Below are 14809 nucleotides of genomic sequence, written 5' to 3' on the forward strand. Positions count from 1 at the left end.
GGTCTAGAGATCAGTAGTGCCCAGGCAGACTTGGAGAAGGCAGGCAGACGTGACGCAGCACCTCTCGCCCCACATGCGGTCCACCGCGGGGCTAACCCTGAACGACTCGGTGTACGAGCGGCTGCTCCGTGAGCGCATCGTCTTCCTCGGTTCCGAGGTCGACGACGAGATCGCCAACCGCATCACCGCGCAGCTGCTGCTGCTCGCCGCGGAAGACCCCGAGCGCGACATCACCTTCTACATCAACTCCCCCGGCGGGTCGGTCACCGCGGGCATGGCGATCTACGACACCATGCAGCTGATCGAGCCGGACGTGGCCACCTGGGGGATGGGCCTGGCGGCTTCGATGGGCCAGTTCTTGCTCGCCTCCGGCACCCCGGGCAAGCGCTACGCGCTTCCGCACGCCCGGATCATGATGCACCAGCCCTCCGCCGGTGTCGGCGGTACCGCGTCCGACATCGCGATCCGCGCGCAGGTGTACGCGAAGTGGAAGTACGAGATGGCGCTGATCACCGCGGAGCAGACCGGGCAGACGGTGGAGAAGGTCACTCTCGACGCCGACCGCGACCGCTGGTTCACCGCCGAGGAGGCCAAGGAGTACGGCTTCATCGACCACGTGGTGAGCCGCGCGGCCCGCGTCGGCTCGGCGAACTGATCCCGGCCCGCGGACGCAGAGAAAACAGGAGCACCTCGTGAGTGAGATCCACGTCCCGCACCTCCCGCAGTCCCGCTACGTGCTGCCGTCCTTCGTGGAGCGCACGAGCTACGGGCCCAAGGAGTCCAACCCGTACAACAAGCTGTTCGAGGAGCGGGTCATCTTCCTCGGCGTCCAGATCGACGACGCCTCCGCCAACGACGTCATGGCGCAGCTGATCTACCTCGAGTCCACCGACCCGGACCGCGACATCACGATGTACATCAACTCCCCGGGTGGCTCGTTCACCTCGTTGATGGCCATCTACGACACCATGCAGTACGTCCGGCCCGACATCCAGACGTTCTGCCTGGGCCAGGCCGCCTCCGCCGCCGCGGTGCTGCTGGCCGCGGGCACCAAGGGCAAGCGGTTCGCGCTGCCCAACGTGCGGGTGCTCATCCACCAGCCCTCCACCGAGGGCGTCTACGGCCAGGTCTCCGACCTCGAGATCCAGGCCGCGGAGATCCAGCGGGTGCGCGGCGCGCTGGAGACCACCCTGGCCAGGCACACCGGCAAGGACGTCGACCAGGTCCGCCGCGACATCGAGCGCGACAAGATCCTCACCGCCGCCGAGGCCAAGGAGTACGGCATCATCGACGAGGTGCTGCCCTACCGCAAGCTCTCCACCCAGAGCTGAGTGGGCGAAATACCTCGCCTGAGTCGGTGAGCGGTCGAAAAGACCCGACACGCGGGCCGTCAGCGGCCTACCGTTGTCGACTAGGTTCGACACCTGCTCGACATGCGCAGTGCAGCAGATCGGCTCGCGTCGGTCCTTGCTTCTCCCGTTCGGCGGGGGTTGGCGGGTACCGTCGAGGGCAACGGTCGCGACCGGCCCGGTCACGCCGCGGTTCACCCGAGCCGCGCGTGACCGGGACCGGACGGATCGGACACACAGCCAGGCGTGCCGCCCCGGGCGCGCCGGAGGGGACAGAGGTCAGCGGTCATGGCACGTATCGGTGACGGCGGAGACCTGCTCAAGTGCTCTTTCTGCGGGAAGAGCCAGAAGCAGGTGAAGAAGCTCATCGCCGGACCAGGCGTGTACATCTGCGATGAGTGCATCGACCTCTGCAACGAGATCATCGAGGAGGAGCTGGCCGAGGCGGGCGACGTCAAGCTCGACGAGCTGCCCAAGCCAGCCGAGATCCACGAGTTCCTCGACCAGTACGTCATCGGCCAGGACGACGCCAAGCGCTCGCTGGCCGTGGCGGTCTACAACCACTACAAGCGCATCCAGGCCGGTGACCGCGCCCGGCCCGAGGGCCGCGAGTCGCGCGAGGAGACCGTCGAGCTGGCCAAGTCCAACATCCTGATGTTGGGCCCGACCGGCTGCGGCAAGACCTACCTCGCCCAGACCCTCGCCAAGCTGCTCAACGTGCCGTTCGCCATCGCCGACGCCACCGCCCTCACCGAGGCGGGCTACGTCGGCGAGGACGTCGAGAACATCCTGCTCAAGCTGATCCAGGCCGCCGACTACGACGTCAAGCGCGCCGAGACCGGCATCATCTACATCGACGAGGTCGACAAGATCGCCCGCAAGAGCGAGAACCCGTCGATCACCCGCGACGTCTCCGGCGAGGGTGTGCAGCAGGCGCTGCTCAAGATCCTCGAGGGCACCACCGCCAGCGTGCCCCCGCAGGGCGGCCGCAAGCACCCGCACCAGGAGTTCATCCAGATCGACACGACGAACGTGCTGTTCATCGTGGCGGGTGCGTTCGCGGGCCTGGAGAAGATCATCCAGGACCGGATCGGCAAGCGCGGCCTCGGCTTCGGCGCCGAGATCCGCTCCAAGGCCGACATCGACGCCGCCGAGGTCTTCTCGGACACGATGCCCGAGGACCTGATCAAGTTCGGCCTGATCCCGGAGTTCATCGGCCGCCTGCCGGTGCTGGCCAGCGTCACGAACCTGGACAAGGCCTCGCTGGTGCAGATCCTCACCGAGCCGCGCAACGCCCTGGTCAAGCAGTACCAGAAGCTCTTCGAGATGGACGGCGTCGAACTCGAGTTCACCGACACCGCCCTCGAGGCGGTCGCCGACCAGGCCATCCTGCGCGGCACCGGCGCCCGCGGCCTGCGCGCCATCATGGAGGAGGTCCTGCAGTCGGTCATGTACGACATCCCCAGCCGCACCGACGTGGCCAAGGTCGTCATCACCGAGCAGACCGTCCGCGAGAACGTGAACCCCACGATCGTCGCCCGCCAGCCCTCCCGCCGCGAACGCCGCGAGAAGTCCGCCTGATCTCCCGCTGCTGACGACCGAGGCCGCCACCCGTACTTCCGGGCAGGCGGCCTCCGTCGTTTGGCCTGCTGGACCGGTGGACGACCGGTCGATCCGTGCGTGCGTCGACCTGCTGGTCCGCGTCCCAACCGGGTGAATCTCGGCAGTGCCGCCGCTTGTTCCCAGGTCGCGGTTGTCCACAAGGGGTCGAGTTATCCACAGATTTTCGCCGTCACCCTTTCGGGCGAGGGGGTCCCGGTAGACTGGGCCTGGGGACGCCCCCGGGACAGGGTGGGGGCCGGGGTTCGCGGGGAGGGCCTCCGCGAAGCCGGGTGGGGTGGCGGCGGGGGCGGCCTCCGGCAGGTTTGCCAGGGCGTCGAGCCCGCGACTGGGCCAGGGCTGGGTCGGAGCCTGCGAGGGCGTTGGGTGAGCCGCTAGAGGCCGCGTTGAGCCGAGTCTGCCGAGGGCGGGTGGGCTACGGGCGGGGCGTGGTGGGGGTGTGCTTGCCGAGGAAGTCGAGGACCGACGGCACGACGCCGCGGTAGAAGGTGTCGCCGTGGCCGCCGGGGCCGGTGTAGGCGACCTCGGGTTTGGCGAGGCGGATGAACTTGCGGGTGCCCTCGATGAAGTGGTCCTCGGTGCCGCACCAGATGCCGACCGGGGTGCGGGCGAGTTTCTCGATGTTGCGCAGCGGGTCGAGGGTGGTCCACTCGTGGTTGTTCTTGAAGGCGCGGCGGGTGCTCATCTCGCGCCAGGACATCAGCAGGCCGGGCGAGATGGCGGCGACGGCGGAGAGCGGGCGGCCGAGTTCGGCGCGGCGGCGGGCGTAGAGCAGGGCGCCGAAGCCGCCCATGGAGACGCCCGCGCAGGCGAACGGCTCGGTGGACAGGCCGCGTTGGCCCAGCCAGCGGGGGACCTCGTCGAGCAGCATGGCCATGGAGTTGTCGCCGACGTGGTTCTCGTGCCAGTAGTTGTCGCCGCCGTCGACGGCCACGAAGGCGAACGGCGGGAGGGTGCCGTCGGCGACGCGCTTGGCGAGGGTCTTGGCCAGGCCGGTGGGCGCGGCGCGGCGGGCGTTGCCGCGCAGGCCGTGCAGGAACAGGCACACCGGGAGGTTCCGGTCGGGCAGTTCGGTCGGCAGCATCGTCACGAGGTCGACGTCGGTGCCCCGGGCGGTCGAGCGCACCCGCTCGGTCCGGATGACCGGGTCGACGCCGCCGACGGCCTCGGCGAGGGCGGTGAGCACGGGCAGGGTGCCGCTGGCCGCGCCGAGCGCGATGCCCGCCGTCGTGGCACCGGCGGCGCCCGCGACGAGCAGCGACCGCCTGCTCACCAGCGCCTTGCCCAGTCCCGCCATGGTCCCTCCCCGGACACGGACGAGACCCGGCCCCTCCCGGGTTCGTCACCACACTCAATCGTGTGAGGCGGCACGGACGTTTCTCGGTTCAGACACGCGCTGTGCCCGCGGTCGGAAAATGATCGCCCGACCAGCCGAGTCAGCAGGCCGGTGTAGCCGACGTCACGCCGCAGAGTCGCAGGTCAGCGATCTTGTCCGCCGGGTACCCGAGCCATTCGAGCACCCGCGTGGTGTGCTCCCCGACCCCCGGGACCGCCCCGGCGACCCACCCCAGACCGTCGACCGGGGGTCGCAGCATCGGGCTGACCCCGCCGGGCACGGTGACCTCGGTCCACCGCTCCCGCGCGACCAGTTGCGGGTGCTCGGTCAGCTCGCCGACGGCCCGGGTGCGCGCGGCGGGCACGTCGGCCCGGTCGAGCTCGGCCAACGCGCCGTCCGCGGTCGCCCGGTCGAAGTACGGCTGGAGCCGCGCGTGCAGGTCAGGTCGATGAGTGACCCGGTCAGCAACGGTCCGGAACCGCGGGTCAGCGGCCAGATCGGGGTCGATCAGCGAGCAGAGCCGCAGCCACTGGCCGTCGTTCTGGACCGCGAGGTGGACGGTGCCGCCGTCGCCGCAGCTGAACGGCCCGTACGGCGAGATCGTCGGGTGGTGCGCCCCGACCCGCTCGGGGTCCTTGCCCGTCCCGTGCGCATAGAGGGCTGGCTGGTGCATCCACTCGGCTAGCGCTTCCATCAGAGTTAGCCGCAACGTGGTGCCCTCGCCGGTACGCGACCGCGCGAACAGCGCCGCTAGCACTGCCGCATGCAGTTGGGTCCCAGCGGCGATGTCGGCCACAGAGATCCCGGCACGCGCGATGGTGTCGCCCTCGCCGGTAGCGGCGACGAGACCGGTCTCGGACTGGATCAGGGCGTCGAAAGCCTTCCGATCGCGATAAGGACCAACGTCGCCGTAAGAGGACAGCTCGGCCGCGATCAGGTGCGGGTAGGACGCACGCAAGGTGTCCGCGTCCAGCCCTAGACGTCGGGCAGCGCCGGGGGAGAGGTTGCACATCACGACGTCGGCGCGCGCGGCGATCGCGGTGATCACGGCAGCGCCATCCGGGTGCTTGAGGTCGACCGCCACCGACTCCTTGCCGACGTTGGTCCACGCGAAGTAGCTCGACACCTCGCCGCACGCCCGGTCGTAGTGGCGGGCGAAGTCACCAGTGCCCGGTCGCTCTACCTTGATGACACGCGCGCCCAGGTCCGCCAGCATCCTTGTCGCATACGGCACCGCGACGGCTTGTTCGAGGCTTAGCACTACCACCCCGTCGAGCGGTCTCACTCGACCCGCCCGTCGCCGGTATAGAGGTTCATCGTGTCGCCGCGCAGGAACCCGACCAGCGTCATCCCCTGCTCGTCGGCCAGTTCGACCGCTAGCGACGACGGCGCCGACACGGCCGCTAGCACCGGTACCCCCGCCATCGCGGCCTTCTGCACCAGCTCGAACGACGCCCGCCCGGACACCAGCAGCACGGTCCCCGCGAGCGGCACCAACCCCTGCTGCAACGCCCAGCCCAGCACCTTGTCGACCGCGTTGTGCCGCCCGATGTCCTCGCGGACCACCAGCGCCTCGCCGTCCGGGGTGAACAGACCGGCACCGTGCAGGCCGCCGGTGCTGCCGAAGACCTTCTGCTTCTCGCGCAGCACGTCCGGCAGGCTCGAAAGCACGCCGACGGACACCCGAACCGGGTCGGCGGCGGGGGAGTACCGCGTCTTGAGCCGGACCGCGTCCAGCGCCGCCTTGCCGCAGACCCCGCACGACGAGGTCGTGTAGAAGTTCCGCTCGACCCCGGGATCCGGCGGCGGGACCCCGTCGGCCAGGGCGATGTCGAGCACGTTGTAGGTGTTGCGGCCCTGGTCGTCGACGCCGTCGCAGTACCGGGCGACCGCGATGTCGGCCCGGTCGCCGATGACCCCCTCGGTCAGCAGGAATCCGTGCGCCAACTCCACGTCGTGCCCCGGGGTGCGCATGGTGACCGCCAGCGCCCGCCCGCCGACCCGGATCTCCAGCGGCTCCTCGGCCGCCAGCGCGTCCAGCCTGCTCCGCCGCCCGTCCGGACCGACCCGGACCACCGGCCTGCGCACCGTCACCCGTCCCATGCGCCCAGCTTAGGAGCCCGGCGCGCCCGGGTGCGGACGAGAAGGAGGGCCGCCCCCCGACGCCTGCGTTCGTCGGGGAGCGGCCCGCTCAGGGGGTTACCGCTGAACTGCTACGCGCGCGCCCAGAGGGACGGCACGTTCGGCGGCTCCCAGCCAGGCAGGGAGTGGTGACCCTGGATGGCCCGGTAGCTGGCGCCGCCGTAGGTGACGGTCGCGCCAACCGCGTAGTTGGTGTACGGGGCCCACGTCCCGCCACCGGGGTTGCCGGAGGTGGTCGTGGTGGGGTTGGTGGTCGGGTTCGGACCACCGGAGGTCAGCAGGCGCAGGCTGTAGACCTGCAGGATCTCGTTGACCGGCTGGAAGTAGAAGGTGCCGCCCTGGCTGCAGTTGCCGGAGCCACCGGAGGTGACGCCCTGCGCCTGGTCGCCCGCCAGCCACGAACCGCCCGAGTCGCCCGGCTCGGCGCACGCGCTGGTCCGGGTCAGGCCGGTCACGGTGCCCTGCGGGTAGGTGACCGACGAGTTCTTCTGCTGGATGGTGCCGCAGCGCCAGCCCGTGGTGGAGCCGGAGCGGCAGACCGACGCGCCGACAGCGGCCTCGGTGCTGCCCGCGACGGACACGGTGGTGTTACCGGAGTAGCGGTTCACCAGCGGTCGGGGGGTGTTGCCCGCGGCGACGCGGACCCAGCCGTAGTCGTTACCGGGGAAGCTGGACCCGGCGACCGAACCGCTCGGGTTGGTGGTCTGGGTGCCCGCGGTGCCGCAGTGGCCCGCGGTGACGAACCCGCCCTCGACGGAGAACCCGATCGAGCAGCGGCTGCCGCCGAAGCTGTAGGCGTTGCCACCGATGACGTCGATCAGCGGCCGTGGCTCCTCGGCCGTCGTCTCGAAGCGCACCGAGGTGGTGTCCAGGCCACTGGCCTTCGCCCACGAGGTCGCCGCGTCCTGGCCGCCCGCCTTGGTCAGCACGACCACCGCGTTCGCACTGACGTCGACGTACCACCCGGGCACGGTCTTGGGGGCCTTGCGGGAGTTGTCGTCGAGCCGGGCCTTGGCCGCGTCGAGCTGGGCCTGACTGCGGGTGACGACCTTGGGGACGGCGCCGAGACCGCGCACCTGGTCCGCCTTGGCGGCGTCGGTGATCGCGACGGTCAGGGTGTTGGCGCCGGAGTCCAGCCAGGCACCGCCGAAGGTGCCGCCGAGCGTGCCGCGCAGGGCGCCCTCGGTCTTGGCCGCCTTGTGCTCGCGGGTCAGGCGCTGCTTGGCCTGCTCCGGGGTGATCTTCAGGTCGCGGGCCATGGCGCTGAGCACCTCGGGCGCGGCCACCTCGGCGACGGCGGGCGCGGGGGCGGACTGGCCCGCGGTCGCCGACGGGGTTAAGGCGATGGCCGTCGTGAGACCACCCGCCGTGAGTGCTGCCAGTGCGGCAGCGGTGAACTTGCGATTCATCACGCTCTCCAATTGAGGGCGAGTTGTGCAGGGTAAGACCCGACGGTAGGAGGGTGATCCCCCATATTGGTACATACCAATGAGGTCATACCTCCCATATCGGCCACTACTGGGAAGGTGGGAACATGAATACTGGGAACGATTCCGGACCTCGGGAGACTCGACCACCGCGGCGGGTGCTGGTTACCGGCGCGTCCGGTGGTATAGGCGCGGCGGTGGCCAGGGCGTTCGCCGCGCTCGGTGACCGGATCGCGGTGCACTACTCCAGCCGGGTGGACCGCGCGGAGCGGCTGGTCGCCGAGTTGTCCGGCGACGGTCATCTGGTGGTGTGCGCCGACCTCGCCGACCCGGCGGCGATCCCGCCCCTCGTCGAGGCCACTGTGGACGGTCTGGGCGGCGTGGACGTCTTGGTCAACAACGCCGCCGTGCTCACCCCGGCGCACCCACCGGTCACGACGTCGTACGCCGAGTGGACCGGGGCGTGGCAGGACGTGCTGGCGGTCAACCTGCTCGGCGCGGCGAACCTGACCCACCAGGTCGCGGTCCGGATGATCGAGCAGGGCGGCGGCGGCCGGATCGTCAACGTCGGGTCCCGGGGCGCCTTCCGCGGCGAGCCGCAACACCCGGCGTACGGCGCGAGCAAGGCCGGTCTGCACGCCCTCGGCCAGTCCCTCGCGGTCGCGCTGGCGCCGCACGGCATCGCGGTCACCTCGGTCGCGCCGGGGTTCGTCAACACGGAGCGGGTGTCCGAGCGGCTGGCGGGCGCGGCGGGGGAGGCGATCCGCGCGCAGAGCCCGTTCGACCGGGTGGCCACACCGGAGGAGATCGCCGGGGCGGTGGTCTACCTGGCGTCGGAGGAGGCGCTGTGGGCGTCGGGGACGATTCTCGACCTCAACGGGGCTTCTTACCTGCGCACGTAGGCCACTACGGTCGGCTGGGTGGACGCATATGACGTTGTCGTGGTGGGCGGCGGGCACAACGCTCTTGTCGCCGCCGCCTACCTCGCCCGTGCCGGCCGGTCGGTGCTCGTGGTCGAACGCCTCGGCCACGTCGGCGGTGCCGCGGTGAGCGCCAGCCCGTTCCCCGGGGTGCGCTTGTCGCGGTACTCCTACCTCGTCAGCTTGCTCCCGGACCGGATCGTGGCTGATCTGGGCCTTCGGTTGGATCTGCGTTCGCGCGCGGTGTCGTCCTACACGCCGATCGAACGCGGCGGGAAGCACGCGGGTCTGCTGGTCGGCGGCGCTGACACGGCGGAGTCGTTCCGCGCGGTAACCGGCTCGGACAAGGAGTACGGCCGCTGGCGCGAGTTCTACGCGTCGATGGCCCGGCTGGCGGAGGTCGTGGCGCCGACCATGCTCGAGCCACTGCCCAGCCGCGACGCGCTGCGGGAACTAGTGGTCGCCGCGGCGGGTCCGGACGCCTGGCGCTGGGTGTTCGAGCAGCCCCTGGCCGAGACGCTGCAGGAGGTCTTCACCGACGACGTCGTCCGCGGCGTGGTCGCCACCGACGGCCTCATCGGCACCCACACCTCACTGGCCGACCCGGACCTGGCCGCGAACCGGTGCTTCCTCTACCACGTCATCGGCAACGGCACGGGCGACTGGCGCGTCCCGGTCGGCGGCATGGGCGCGGTGACCAGCGAGTTGGCCGGCGCGGCCCGCTCATCCGGCGCCCGACTCGTGACCGACGCCGAGGTCACCTCCATCGCCGCCGACGGCGTGACCGCCGAGGTCGTCTACCGCAGCGGGAACGAGGAGATCACCGTCGGCGCCCGCCACGTCCTCTCCGGTGTCGCCCCCGCCGTGCTGGACCGCCTGCTGGGCCGCCTACCCCGCCCCTCGGCGCCAGGCGCCCAACTCAAGATCAACCTCCTCCTGGACCGCCTGCCCCGCCTGCGCTCGGGAGTACGGCCTGAGGAGGCGTTCGCCGGGACCCTCCACCTGGATGAGTCCTATGTGGACCTGGAGATAGCGTACCGGGAGAGCGCCGCGGGCCACCTGCCCGAACGGCCGCCGGGGGAGATGTACTGCCACACGCTGACCGATCGGTCCATTGTGGACTCACCGACGGCCCACACCCTGACCCTGTTCGGCCTGCACGCCCCAGACACCCTCTTCGACGCCCCGGGCGCGAAGGAGGAACTGGTCGCCCGCTACCTGGCAGGCCTGAACCGCTACCTCCTGGACCCCATCGAGTCTTGCCTGACCACCATCGACGGCGTCCCGTGCCTGGAGGCCCGCACCCCGCGCGACCTCGAAACCGAACTCGCCATGCCCCGCGGCAACATCTTCCACGGCCCCCTCACCTGGCCGCACGGCACCGGCTGGGGCGTGGAAACCGACATCCCCAACCTCCACCAAGCCGCCAGCTCCGCCCAACGCGGCGGCGGCGTCAGCGGCATAGCGGGCCACAACGCCGCCATGTCCCTCCTCCACCCCACCAGCTAGCCGGCTCATCCCCTCCTGTGGACGCGCCTGCTTGCTGATGCAGCGGTGTCCTCCTGCGGGCATGCCCGAGAACCGGCAGGCTTGTCGGGTGACGACAAGCGGCCGTGCCACCAGGTGGAGCAATCGACGCGCGGCTCGGAAGGTGGTGTTGGGCTACATCGCCGTTGTCACCGTGGTGTTCGCCGCCGTGGCCGTAGTGCTGGCCGTCAACGAATCCGCCGACGCCTCGTTCGCGCCCGTGCTGGCGGTGGCGGTGAGCCTGCCCGCGTCGCTGCTGATCATCCTGGTGCCCGAACTGCCCCAACCCTGGGACGGCATCGCCGCCAGGGCCACCCTCGTCGGCGCGGCCCTCGTCCAGGCCTGGCTGCTCTGGCTCCTCTTCCGAGGCCACCGCACCGCCTGACCCGGCGTCGCCAACCACCCGGCTCCGGGGCCGCCTAGAGCGCTTGGCTTCGAAGCCTGGGCCGAGGGCTTGGGGCCGGGTCCCGGTGTCGCTGAGCCAACTGGTTCGAGACGCCGAGCCGTCGGACTCGGAGGTGTCCACCCGGCCGGTGTTGGTCGGGTGGGGTGGGGTGGTCCACCCCACCGCCGGTTCGGTGACTGCCTACTGGCCCAGTTCGGCCTTCACCTGCGCCAGGGACGGGTTGGTCAGGGCCGCGCCGTTGGGGAAGTGCAGGGTCGGGACGGTCTGGTTGCCGCCGTTGACGGACATGACGTACTCGGCCGCGCCGGGGGTGTCCTCGATGTCGATCTCGACGTACTCGATGCCCTCGGCGTCCAGTTGCGTCTTGAGCCTGCGGCAGTAGCCGCACCAGGTGGTGGAGTACATGGTCAGCGTCTCTGGCGCGGACATCGAGGGCTCCCTCATCGGCGAGTGGGTCGGTCACCAGCATCAACGCCGGGGCAGGCGCTCCGATGCCACCCAATCATGAGGCGCACGTCACATCAGGGCTCGTCTGAGACCACCTCCGGTTCCAGGCGGATGACGACCGACTTCGAGGTGGGGGTGTTCGACGTGTCGGCGGTCGAGTCCAGTGGGATGAGGGAGTTGGCCTCGGGGAAGTAGGCCGCCGCGCAGCCTCGGGTGGTGTCGTAGGCGACGACCCGGAAGCGGTGGGCGTGCCGTTCCACGACTCCCGTCGGGTCCTCCGGCCACTCGCTGATGAGCGTGACCAGCTGACCGTCAGCCAAGCCCAGGTCGGTGATGTCCTGGGGGTTGACCAGCACCACGCGCCTGCCGTCCTTGATGCCGCGGTAGCGGTCGTCCAGGCCGTAGATCGTGGTGTTGTACTGGTCGTGGCTGCGCAGGGTCTGCAGCAGCAGCCGACCAGGCGGGACGCGCAGCACCGTCAACGGGTTCGCCGTGAACACCGCCTTCCCGGTCCGGGTGCCGGTGAACTCGCGCGAGTCGCGCGGCGCGTGCGGCAGCACGAACCCGTCCGGCTCACGCACCCGCGCGTTGTAGTCGGCGCACCCCGGCACGACCCGCGAGATCCGGTCGCGGACCAGGTCGTAGTCGCCCGACAGCGCTGCCCACGGCACCGGGTGCTCCGGCCCGAACAGCGCTAACGCCAGCCCGCAGACGATCCCGACCTCGGACATCAGGTGCTCCGACGCGGGCTCCAACCGCCCCCGCGACCGGTGCACCACCGACATCGAGTCCTCGACCGTCACGAACTGCTCCCCGGCCGCCTGCTCGTCGCGCTCCGTGCGCCCACGCGTCGGCAGGATCAACGCCGTTCGCCCGTGCACGACGTGCGACCGGTTGAGCTTCGTGGACACGTGCACCGTCAGGTCGCACGCCCGCAGCGCCGCCTCCGTCACCGCAGTGTCCGGACTCGCGGAGGCGAAGTTGCCCCCGACGGCCATGAACACCCGGGCCTGGCCATCGCGCATGGCCCGGATCGCCCCGACGGTGTCCAGCCCGTGCGAGCGCGGCGCGGTGATGCCGAACTCGGTGTCCAGGGCGGCCAGGAACTTCTCCGGCATCTTCTCCCAGATGCCCATGGTGCGGTCGCCCTGCACGTTCGAGTGCCCGCGCACCGGGCACAGCCCGGCCCCCGGCTTCCCGATCATCCCGCGCAGCAGGGCGACGTTGGCGATCTCGCGGATCGTCGGCACCGAGTGCTTGTGCTGGGTCAGTCCCATCGCCCAGCACACGACGGTCCGCTCCGACTCCGCGAACATCCGCGCCACCCGCTCGACCTCGGCCCGGTCGAGCCCGGTGGCCACGTCCACCGCCTCCCAGTCGACCTCCGCCACGTGCGCGGCGTACTCCTCGAACCCCTCGGTGCTCCCGGCCACGAAGTCCCGGTCCACCACCGTGCCCGGCCGCTCGGCCTCCCAGCGCAGCAGCAGGTGCCCGATGGCCTGGAACAGCGCTTGGTCGCCGCCCAGCCGGATCTGGAGGAACACATCCGCCAGCGCCGTGCCCTTGCCCAGCAGCCCGCTCACCTTCTGCGGGTTCTTGAACCGCAGCAACCCCGCCTCCGGCAACGGGTTCACCGCGATGATCCGCGCCCCGTTCGCCTTCGCCTTCTCCAGCGCGCTGAGCATCCTGGGGTGGTTGGTGCCCGGGTTCTGCCCGACCACCACCAGCAGGTCGGCGCGGGTGACGTCCTCCAGCGTCACCGAGCCCTTGCCGATACCGGTCGTCTCGGCCAGCGCGGCACCGGAGGACTCGTGGCACATGTTCGAGCAGTCCGGCAGGTTGTTCGTGCCGAACGACCGCACCAGCAACTGGTAGAGGAACGCGGCCTCGTTGCTGGTCCGGCCGGAGGTGTAGAACACCGCTTCGTCCGGTGTGGACAGTGCGCGCAGCTGCCCGGCGATCAGCTCGAACGCCTCCGGCCAGTCGATCGGCGTGTAGTGCGTCGCCCCTGGTCGCAGCACCACGGGCTGGGTGATCCGGCCCTGTTGGCCCAGCCAGTAGTCGGTGCGCTCGGCCAGCTCGGCGATCGGGTGCTCGGCGAAGAACTCCGGCCCCACCCGCCGTCGCGTCGCCTCCTCCGCGACCGCCTTGGCGCCGTTCTCGCAGAACTCGGCCACTGACCGGTGCCCACGCGGCTCCGGCCAGGCGCAGCCGGGGCAGTCGAACCCCTCGCGCTGGTTCAGCAACCGCAGCGTCGCCCCGGTCCGCAGGGCGCCCATCTGCTCGACACCACGCCGAAGAGAGGTGGTGACCCCGGGGATTCCGGCGGCCCACGTCTTGCGCGTGGTGACGTCCAGCTCGGCTTCGTTGACGTCGCGTTCTGGCGGTGTGCTGACCATGTGACCCATGGTCGGCTATCCGTGTCAACCCTGCAAAAAGTTGTCCACAGGCCCTAGTTCGGGCAGCCGCTTTCCAGCGGGATGTCCGCTTCCGGGTCGAAGTAGGTGACCTTGTCGTGCTTGGCCTTCGTCCGCGTCGGCGTGCGGTCCTGGTAGTCCGAGGCGATGAAACCCTTGGTGTAGGCGTCGCAGGAGATCGAGTAGTAGAAGCCGTCGACCTTCTCGTACCAGAGGCCCAGGCTGCCCGGCGCCCACCGCGCGCCCTTGCGCATCACGTACTCGATGTCGGCGCGGACCACCACGATCACGCTCATCGGGTCCAGCGGCAGGGCTACCTGCTCGGCGGTGAAGGCGTAGGCGAACACGTAGTTGGTGTGCACCACCAGCTCGTCCGCCTTGCCCGCCTCGACCCGCATGGTGCCCTTGACCTTGGGCGCCGCGGGGAGCAGCTGCGAGCCGGTGTCGATCATGCTGACCAGCGCCTGGACCTGCCGCTCGTTGCCGGAGCCGAACAGCGGCCGCAACTGCCTGGCCACGTCGGGCGCGAGCATCCCCAGGTAGCGGTCGGGGTTGTGGTCGCGCAGCATCGCCGGGTCGAGCCTGCTGGCGATCAGCACGTCCTTGACCTGGCGGGTCGCGTCGGCGACCTCCTCGGCGCTGAACTCGCCGACCTGCATCGCGGGCGGGGTCGTGATGCCCGCCTCGCCGTCGGCCCAGTGCGCGGCGGGGGTCAGCGCGAACGGCCGGTTGAGGTCGACGACGTTCTCGGCGCCCGGCTCGTCCCCGGGACCTCCTGGCGGCCCACCGCGCCCGGACCGGTCGAACACCCCGACCCCGGCCAGCAGCATCACCACGGCCACCACGGCGACCAGCAGCATCGACGTCACCAGCCAACGCTCAAGACGGCGACGTCGCGTCCTGCGCAACATCGCCTTCACGTCGGCTTGCGCCGACGCGCGCACTCGGCGGCGCCACGCGGCATCTTGTAACGCCGCGTGATCGCCGTACTCACGTTGGTCCACCGGCCCCCCAAGGGCGATCCAACCCGGCTGGCCGGGCTGGTTGAGGTGTCGACTGCCTGGTGAACACCTCATCGATATGGCCACAGCCCGTGTTAACACCAAGGCCATACGGACCGCTCACGCTGCGGTGAGCGGCGCCCAATGCCGGACCAACGGTCACGATCGCCCGTTGACAGTCGCGCAGTGTCACCCGAACGGCGCAGACCGCCGCCAC

Annotated in this window: 13 protein-coding genes; 6 read left to right on the forward strand and 7 right to left on the reverse strand. The window is 70.5% G+C overall.

The features are described from left to right. Nucleotides 1-73: 73 nt before the first annotated feature. From LV79_RS25065 to clpX, 3 genes are all read left to right on the forward strand, one after another. Entirely contained in the window at nt 74-655 is a 582-nt protein-coding gene (locus LV79_RS25065; RefSeq protein WP_092777388.1) for an ATP-dependent Clp protease proteolytic subunit, read from the forward strand. Nucleotides 656-701: 46 nt separating this feature from the next. Continuing rightward, the gene (locus tag LV79_RS25070) at nt 702-1331 is read left to right on the forward strand and encodes an ATP-dependent Clp protease proteolytic subunit (RefSeq protein ID WP_211346757.1); all 630 of its coding nucleotides are present in this window, start codon (nt 702-704) and stop codon (nt 1329-1331) included. A 306-nt stretch (nt 1332-1637) separates the two neighbouring features. Beyond that, nucleotides 1638-2930, forward strand: a complete 1293-nt coding sequence (gene clpX / locus LV79_RS25075) for an ATP-dependent Clp protease ATP-binding subunit ClpX (RefSeq protein ID WP_253840687.1) — start codon at nt 1638-1640, stop codon at nt 2928-2930. A 454-nt stretch (nt 2931-3384) separates the two neighbouring features. Here the strand turns inward: clpX and LV79_RS25080 are convergent, their stop codons facing one another. The 4 genes from LV79_RS25080 to LV79_RS25095 all read right to left on the reverse strand — a co-directional run bounded on the left by LV79_RS25080 (nt 3385) and on the right by LV79_RS25095 (nt 7856). Beyond that, nucleotides 3385-4266, reverse strand: a complete 882-nt coding sequence (locus LV79_RS25080; protein ID WP_253840688.1) for an alpha/beta hydrolase — start codon at nt 4264-4266, stop codon at nt 3385-3387. 139 nt (nt 4267-4405) lie between these two features. Beyond that, a complete protein-coding gene (locus LV79_RS25085; protein WP_285470474.1) occupies nt 4406-5590 on the reverse strand; it encodes a CaiB/BaiF CoA transferase family protein in 1185 nt (394 codons plus the stop codon). After that, entirely contained in the window at nt 5587-6408 is an 822-nt protein-coding gene (fdhD, locus tag LV79_RS25090; RefSeq protein ID WP_253840690.1) for a formate dehydrogenase accessory sulfurtransferase FdhD, read from the reverse strand. Before fdhD ends, LV79_RS25085 begins: the two co-directional genes overlap by 4 nt. 110 nt (nt 6409-6518) lie before the next feature. Next, complete coding sequence (locus LV79_RS25095) at nt 6519-7856, reverse strand: alpha-lytic protease prodomain-containing protein (protein ID WP_253840691.1); 1338 nt, start codon at nt 7854-7856, stop codon at nt 6519-6521. Nucleotides 7857-7981: 125 nt separating this feature from the next. On the opposite strand from LV79_RS25095, the gene LV79_RS25100 reads away from it, so the two are divergent. From LV79_RS25100 to LV79_RS25110, 3 genes are all read left to right on the forward strand, one after another. Beyond that, nucleotides 7982-8776 carry an SDR family NAD(P)-dependent oxidoreductase gene (locus LV79_RS25100; RefSeq protein WP_253840692.1) on the forward strand — a complete coding sequence of 265 codons (795 nt, stop codon included), beginning with the start codon at nt 7982-7984 and terminating at the stop codon, nt 8774-8776. Between the two features lie 18 nt (nt 8777-8794). After that, the gene (locus LV79_RS25105; RefSeq protein WP_253840693.1) at nt 8795-10303 is read left to right on the forward strand and encodes a phytoene desaturase family protein; all 1509 of its coding nucleotides are present in this window, start codon (nt 8795-8797) and stop codon (nt 10301-10303) included. 61 nt (nt 10304-10364) lie between these two features. After that, a complete protein-coding gene (locus LV79_RS25110) occupies nt 10365-10706 on the forward strand; it encodes an SCO4225 family membrane protein (RefSeq protein WP_372495452.1) in 342 nt (113 codons plus the stop codon). 201 nt (nt 10707-10907) lie between these two features. Here the strand turns inward: LV79_RS25110 and LV79_RS25115 are convergent, their stop codons facing one another. The 3 genes from LV79_RS25115 to LV79_RS25125 form a co-directional block, all read right to left on the reverse strand. Further along, nucleotides 10908-11156: a mycoredoxin gene (locus tag LV79_RS25115; protein WP_253840695.1), complete on the reverse strand. Its 249-nt coding sequence runs from the start codon at nt 11154-11156 to the stop codon at nt 10908-10910. A gap of 92 nt (nt 11157-11248) precedes the next feature. Continuing rightward, nucleotides 11249-13573 carry an FdhF/YdeP family oxidoreductase gene (locus LV79_RS25120; protein ID WP_253840696.1) on the reverse strand — a complete coding sequence of 775 codons (2325 nt, stop codon included), beginning with the start codon at nt 13571-13573 and terminating at the stop codon, nt 11249-11251. Between the two features lie 53 nt (nt 13574-13626). Continuing rightward, nucleotides 13627-14460: a hypothetical protein gene (locus LV79_RS25125; protein ID WP_253840697.1), complete on the reverse strand. Its 834-nt coding sequence runs from the start codon at nt 14458-14460 to the stop codon at nt 13627-13629. Nucleotides 14461-14809: the final 349 nt, after the last annotated feature.

It is taken from the genome of Actinokineospora globicatena (assembly GCF_024171945.1).
Taxonomy (GTDB): Bacteria; Actinomycetota; Actinomycetes; order Mycobacteriales; family Pseudonocardiaceae; genus Actinokineospora; species Actinokineospora globicatena.

Bases quoted from the DNA above. Each gene is read 5' to 3' on its own strand.
- LV79_RS25120 (WP_253840696.1), bottom strand. From the start codon at position 13,573: ATGGTCAGCACACCGCCAGAACGCGACGTCAACGAAGCCGAGCTGGAC.
- clpX (WP_253840687.1), top strand. From the start codon at position 1,638: ATGGCACGTATCGGTGACGGCGGAGACCTGCTCAAGTGCTCTTTCTGC.
- LV79_RS25115 (WP_253840695.1), bottom strand. From the start codon at position 11,156: ATGTCCGCGCCAGAGACGCTGACCATGTACTCCACCACCTGGTGCGGC.
- LV79_RS25080 (WP_253840688.1), bottom strand. From the start codon at position 4,266: ATGGCGGGACTGGGCAAGGCGCTGGTGAGCAGGCGGTCGCTGCTCGTC.
- LV79_RS25065 (WP_092777388.1), top strand. From the start codon at position 74: ATGCGGTCCACCGCGGGGCTAACCCTGAACGACTCGGTGTACGAGCGG.
- LV79_RS25110 (WP_372495452.1), top strand. From the start codon at position 10,365: ATGCCCGAGAACCGGCAGGCTTGTCGGGTGACGACAAGCGGCCGTGCC.
- LV79_RS25095 (WP_253840691.1), bottom strand. From the start codon at position 7,856: ATGAATCGCAAGTTCACCGCTGCCGCACTGGCAGCACTCACGGCGGGT.
- LV79_RS25100 (WP_253840692.1), top strand. From the start codon at position 7,982: ATGAATACTGGGAACGATTCCGGACCTCGGGAGACTCGACCACCGCGG.
- fdhD (WP_253840690.1), bottom strand. From the start codon at position 6,408: ATGGGACGGGTGACGGTGCGCAGGCCGGTGGTCCGGGTCGGTCCGGAC.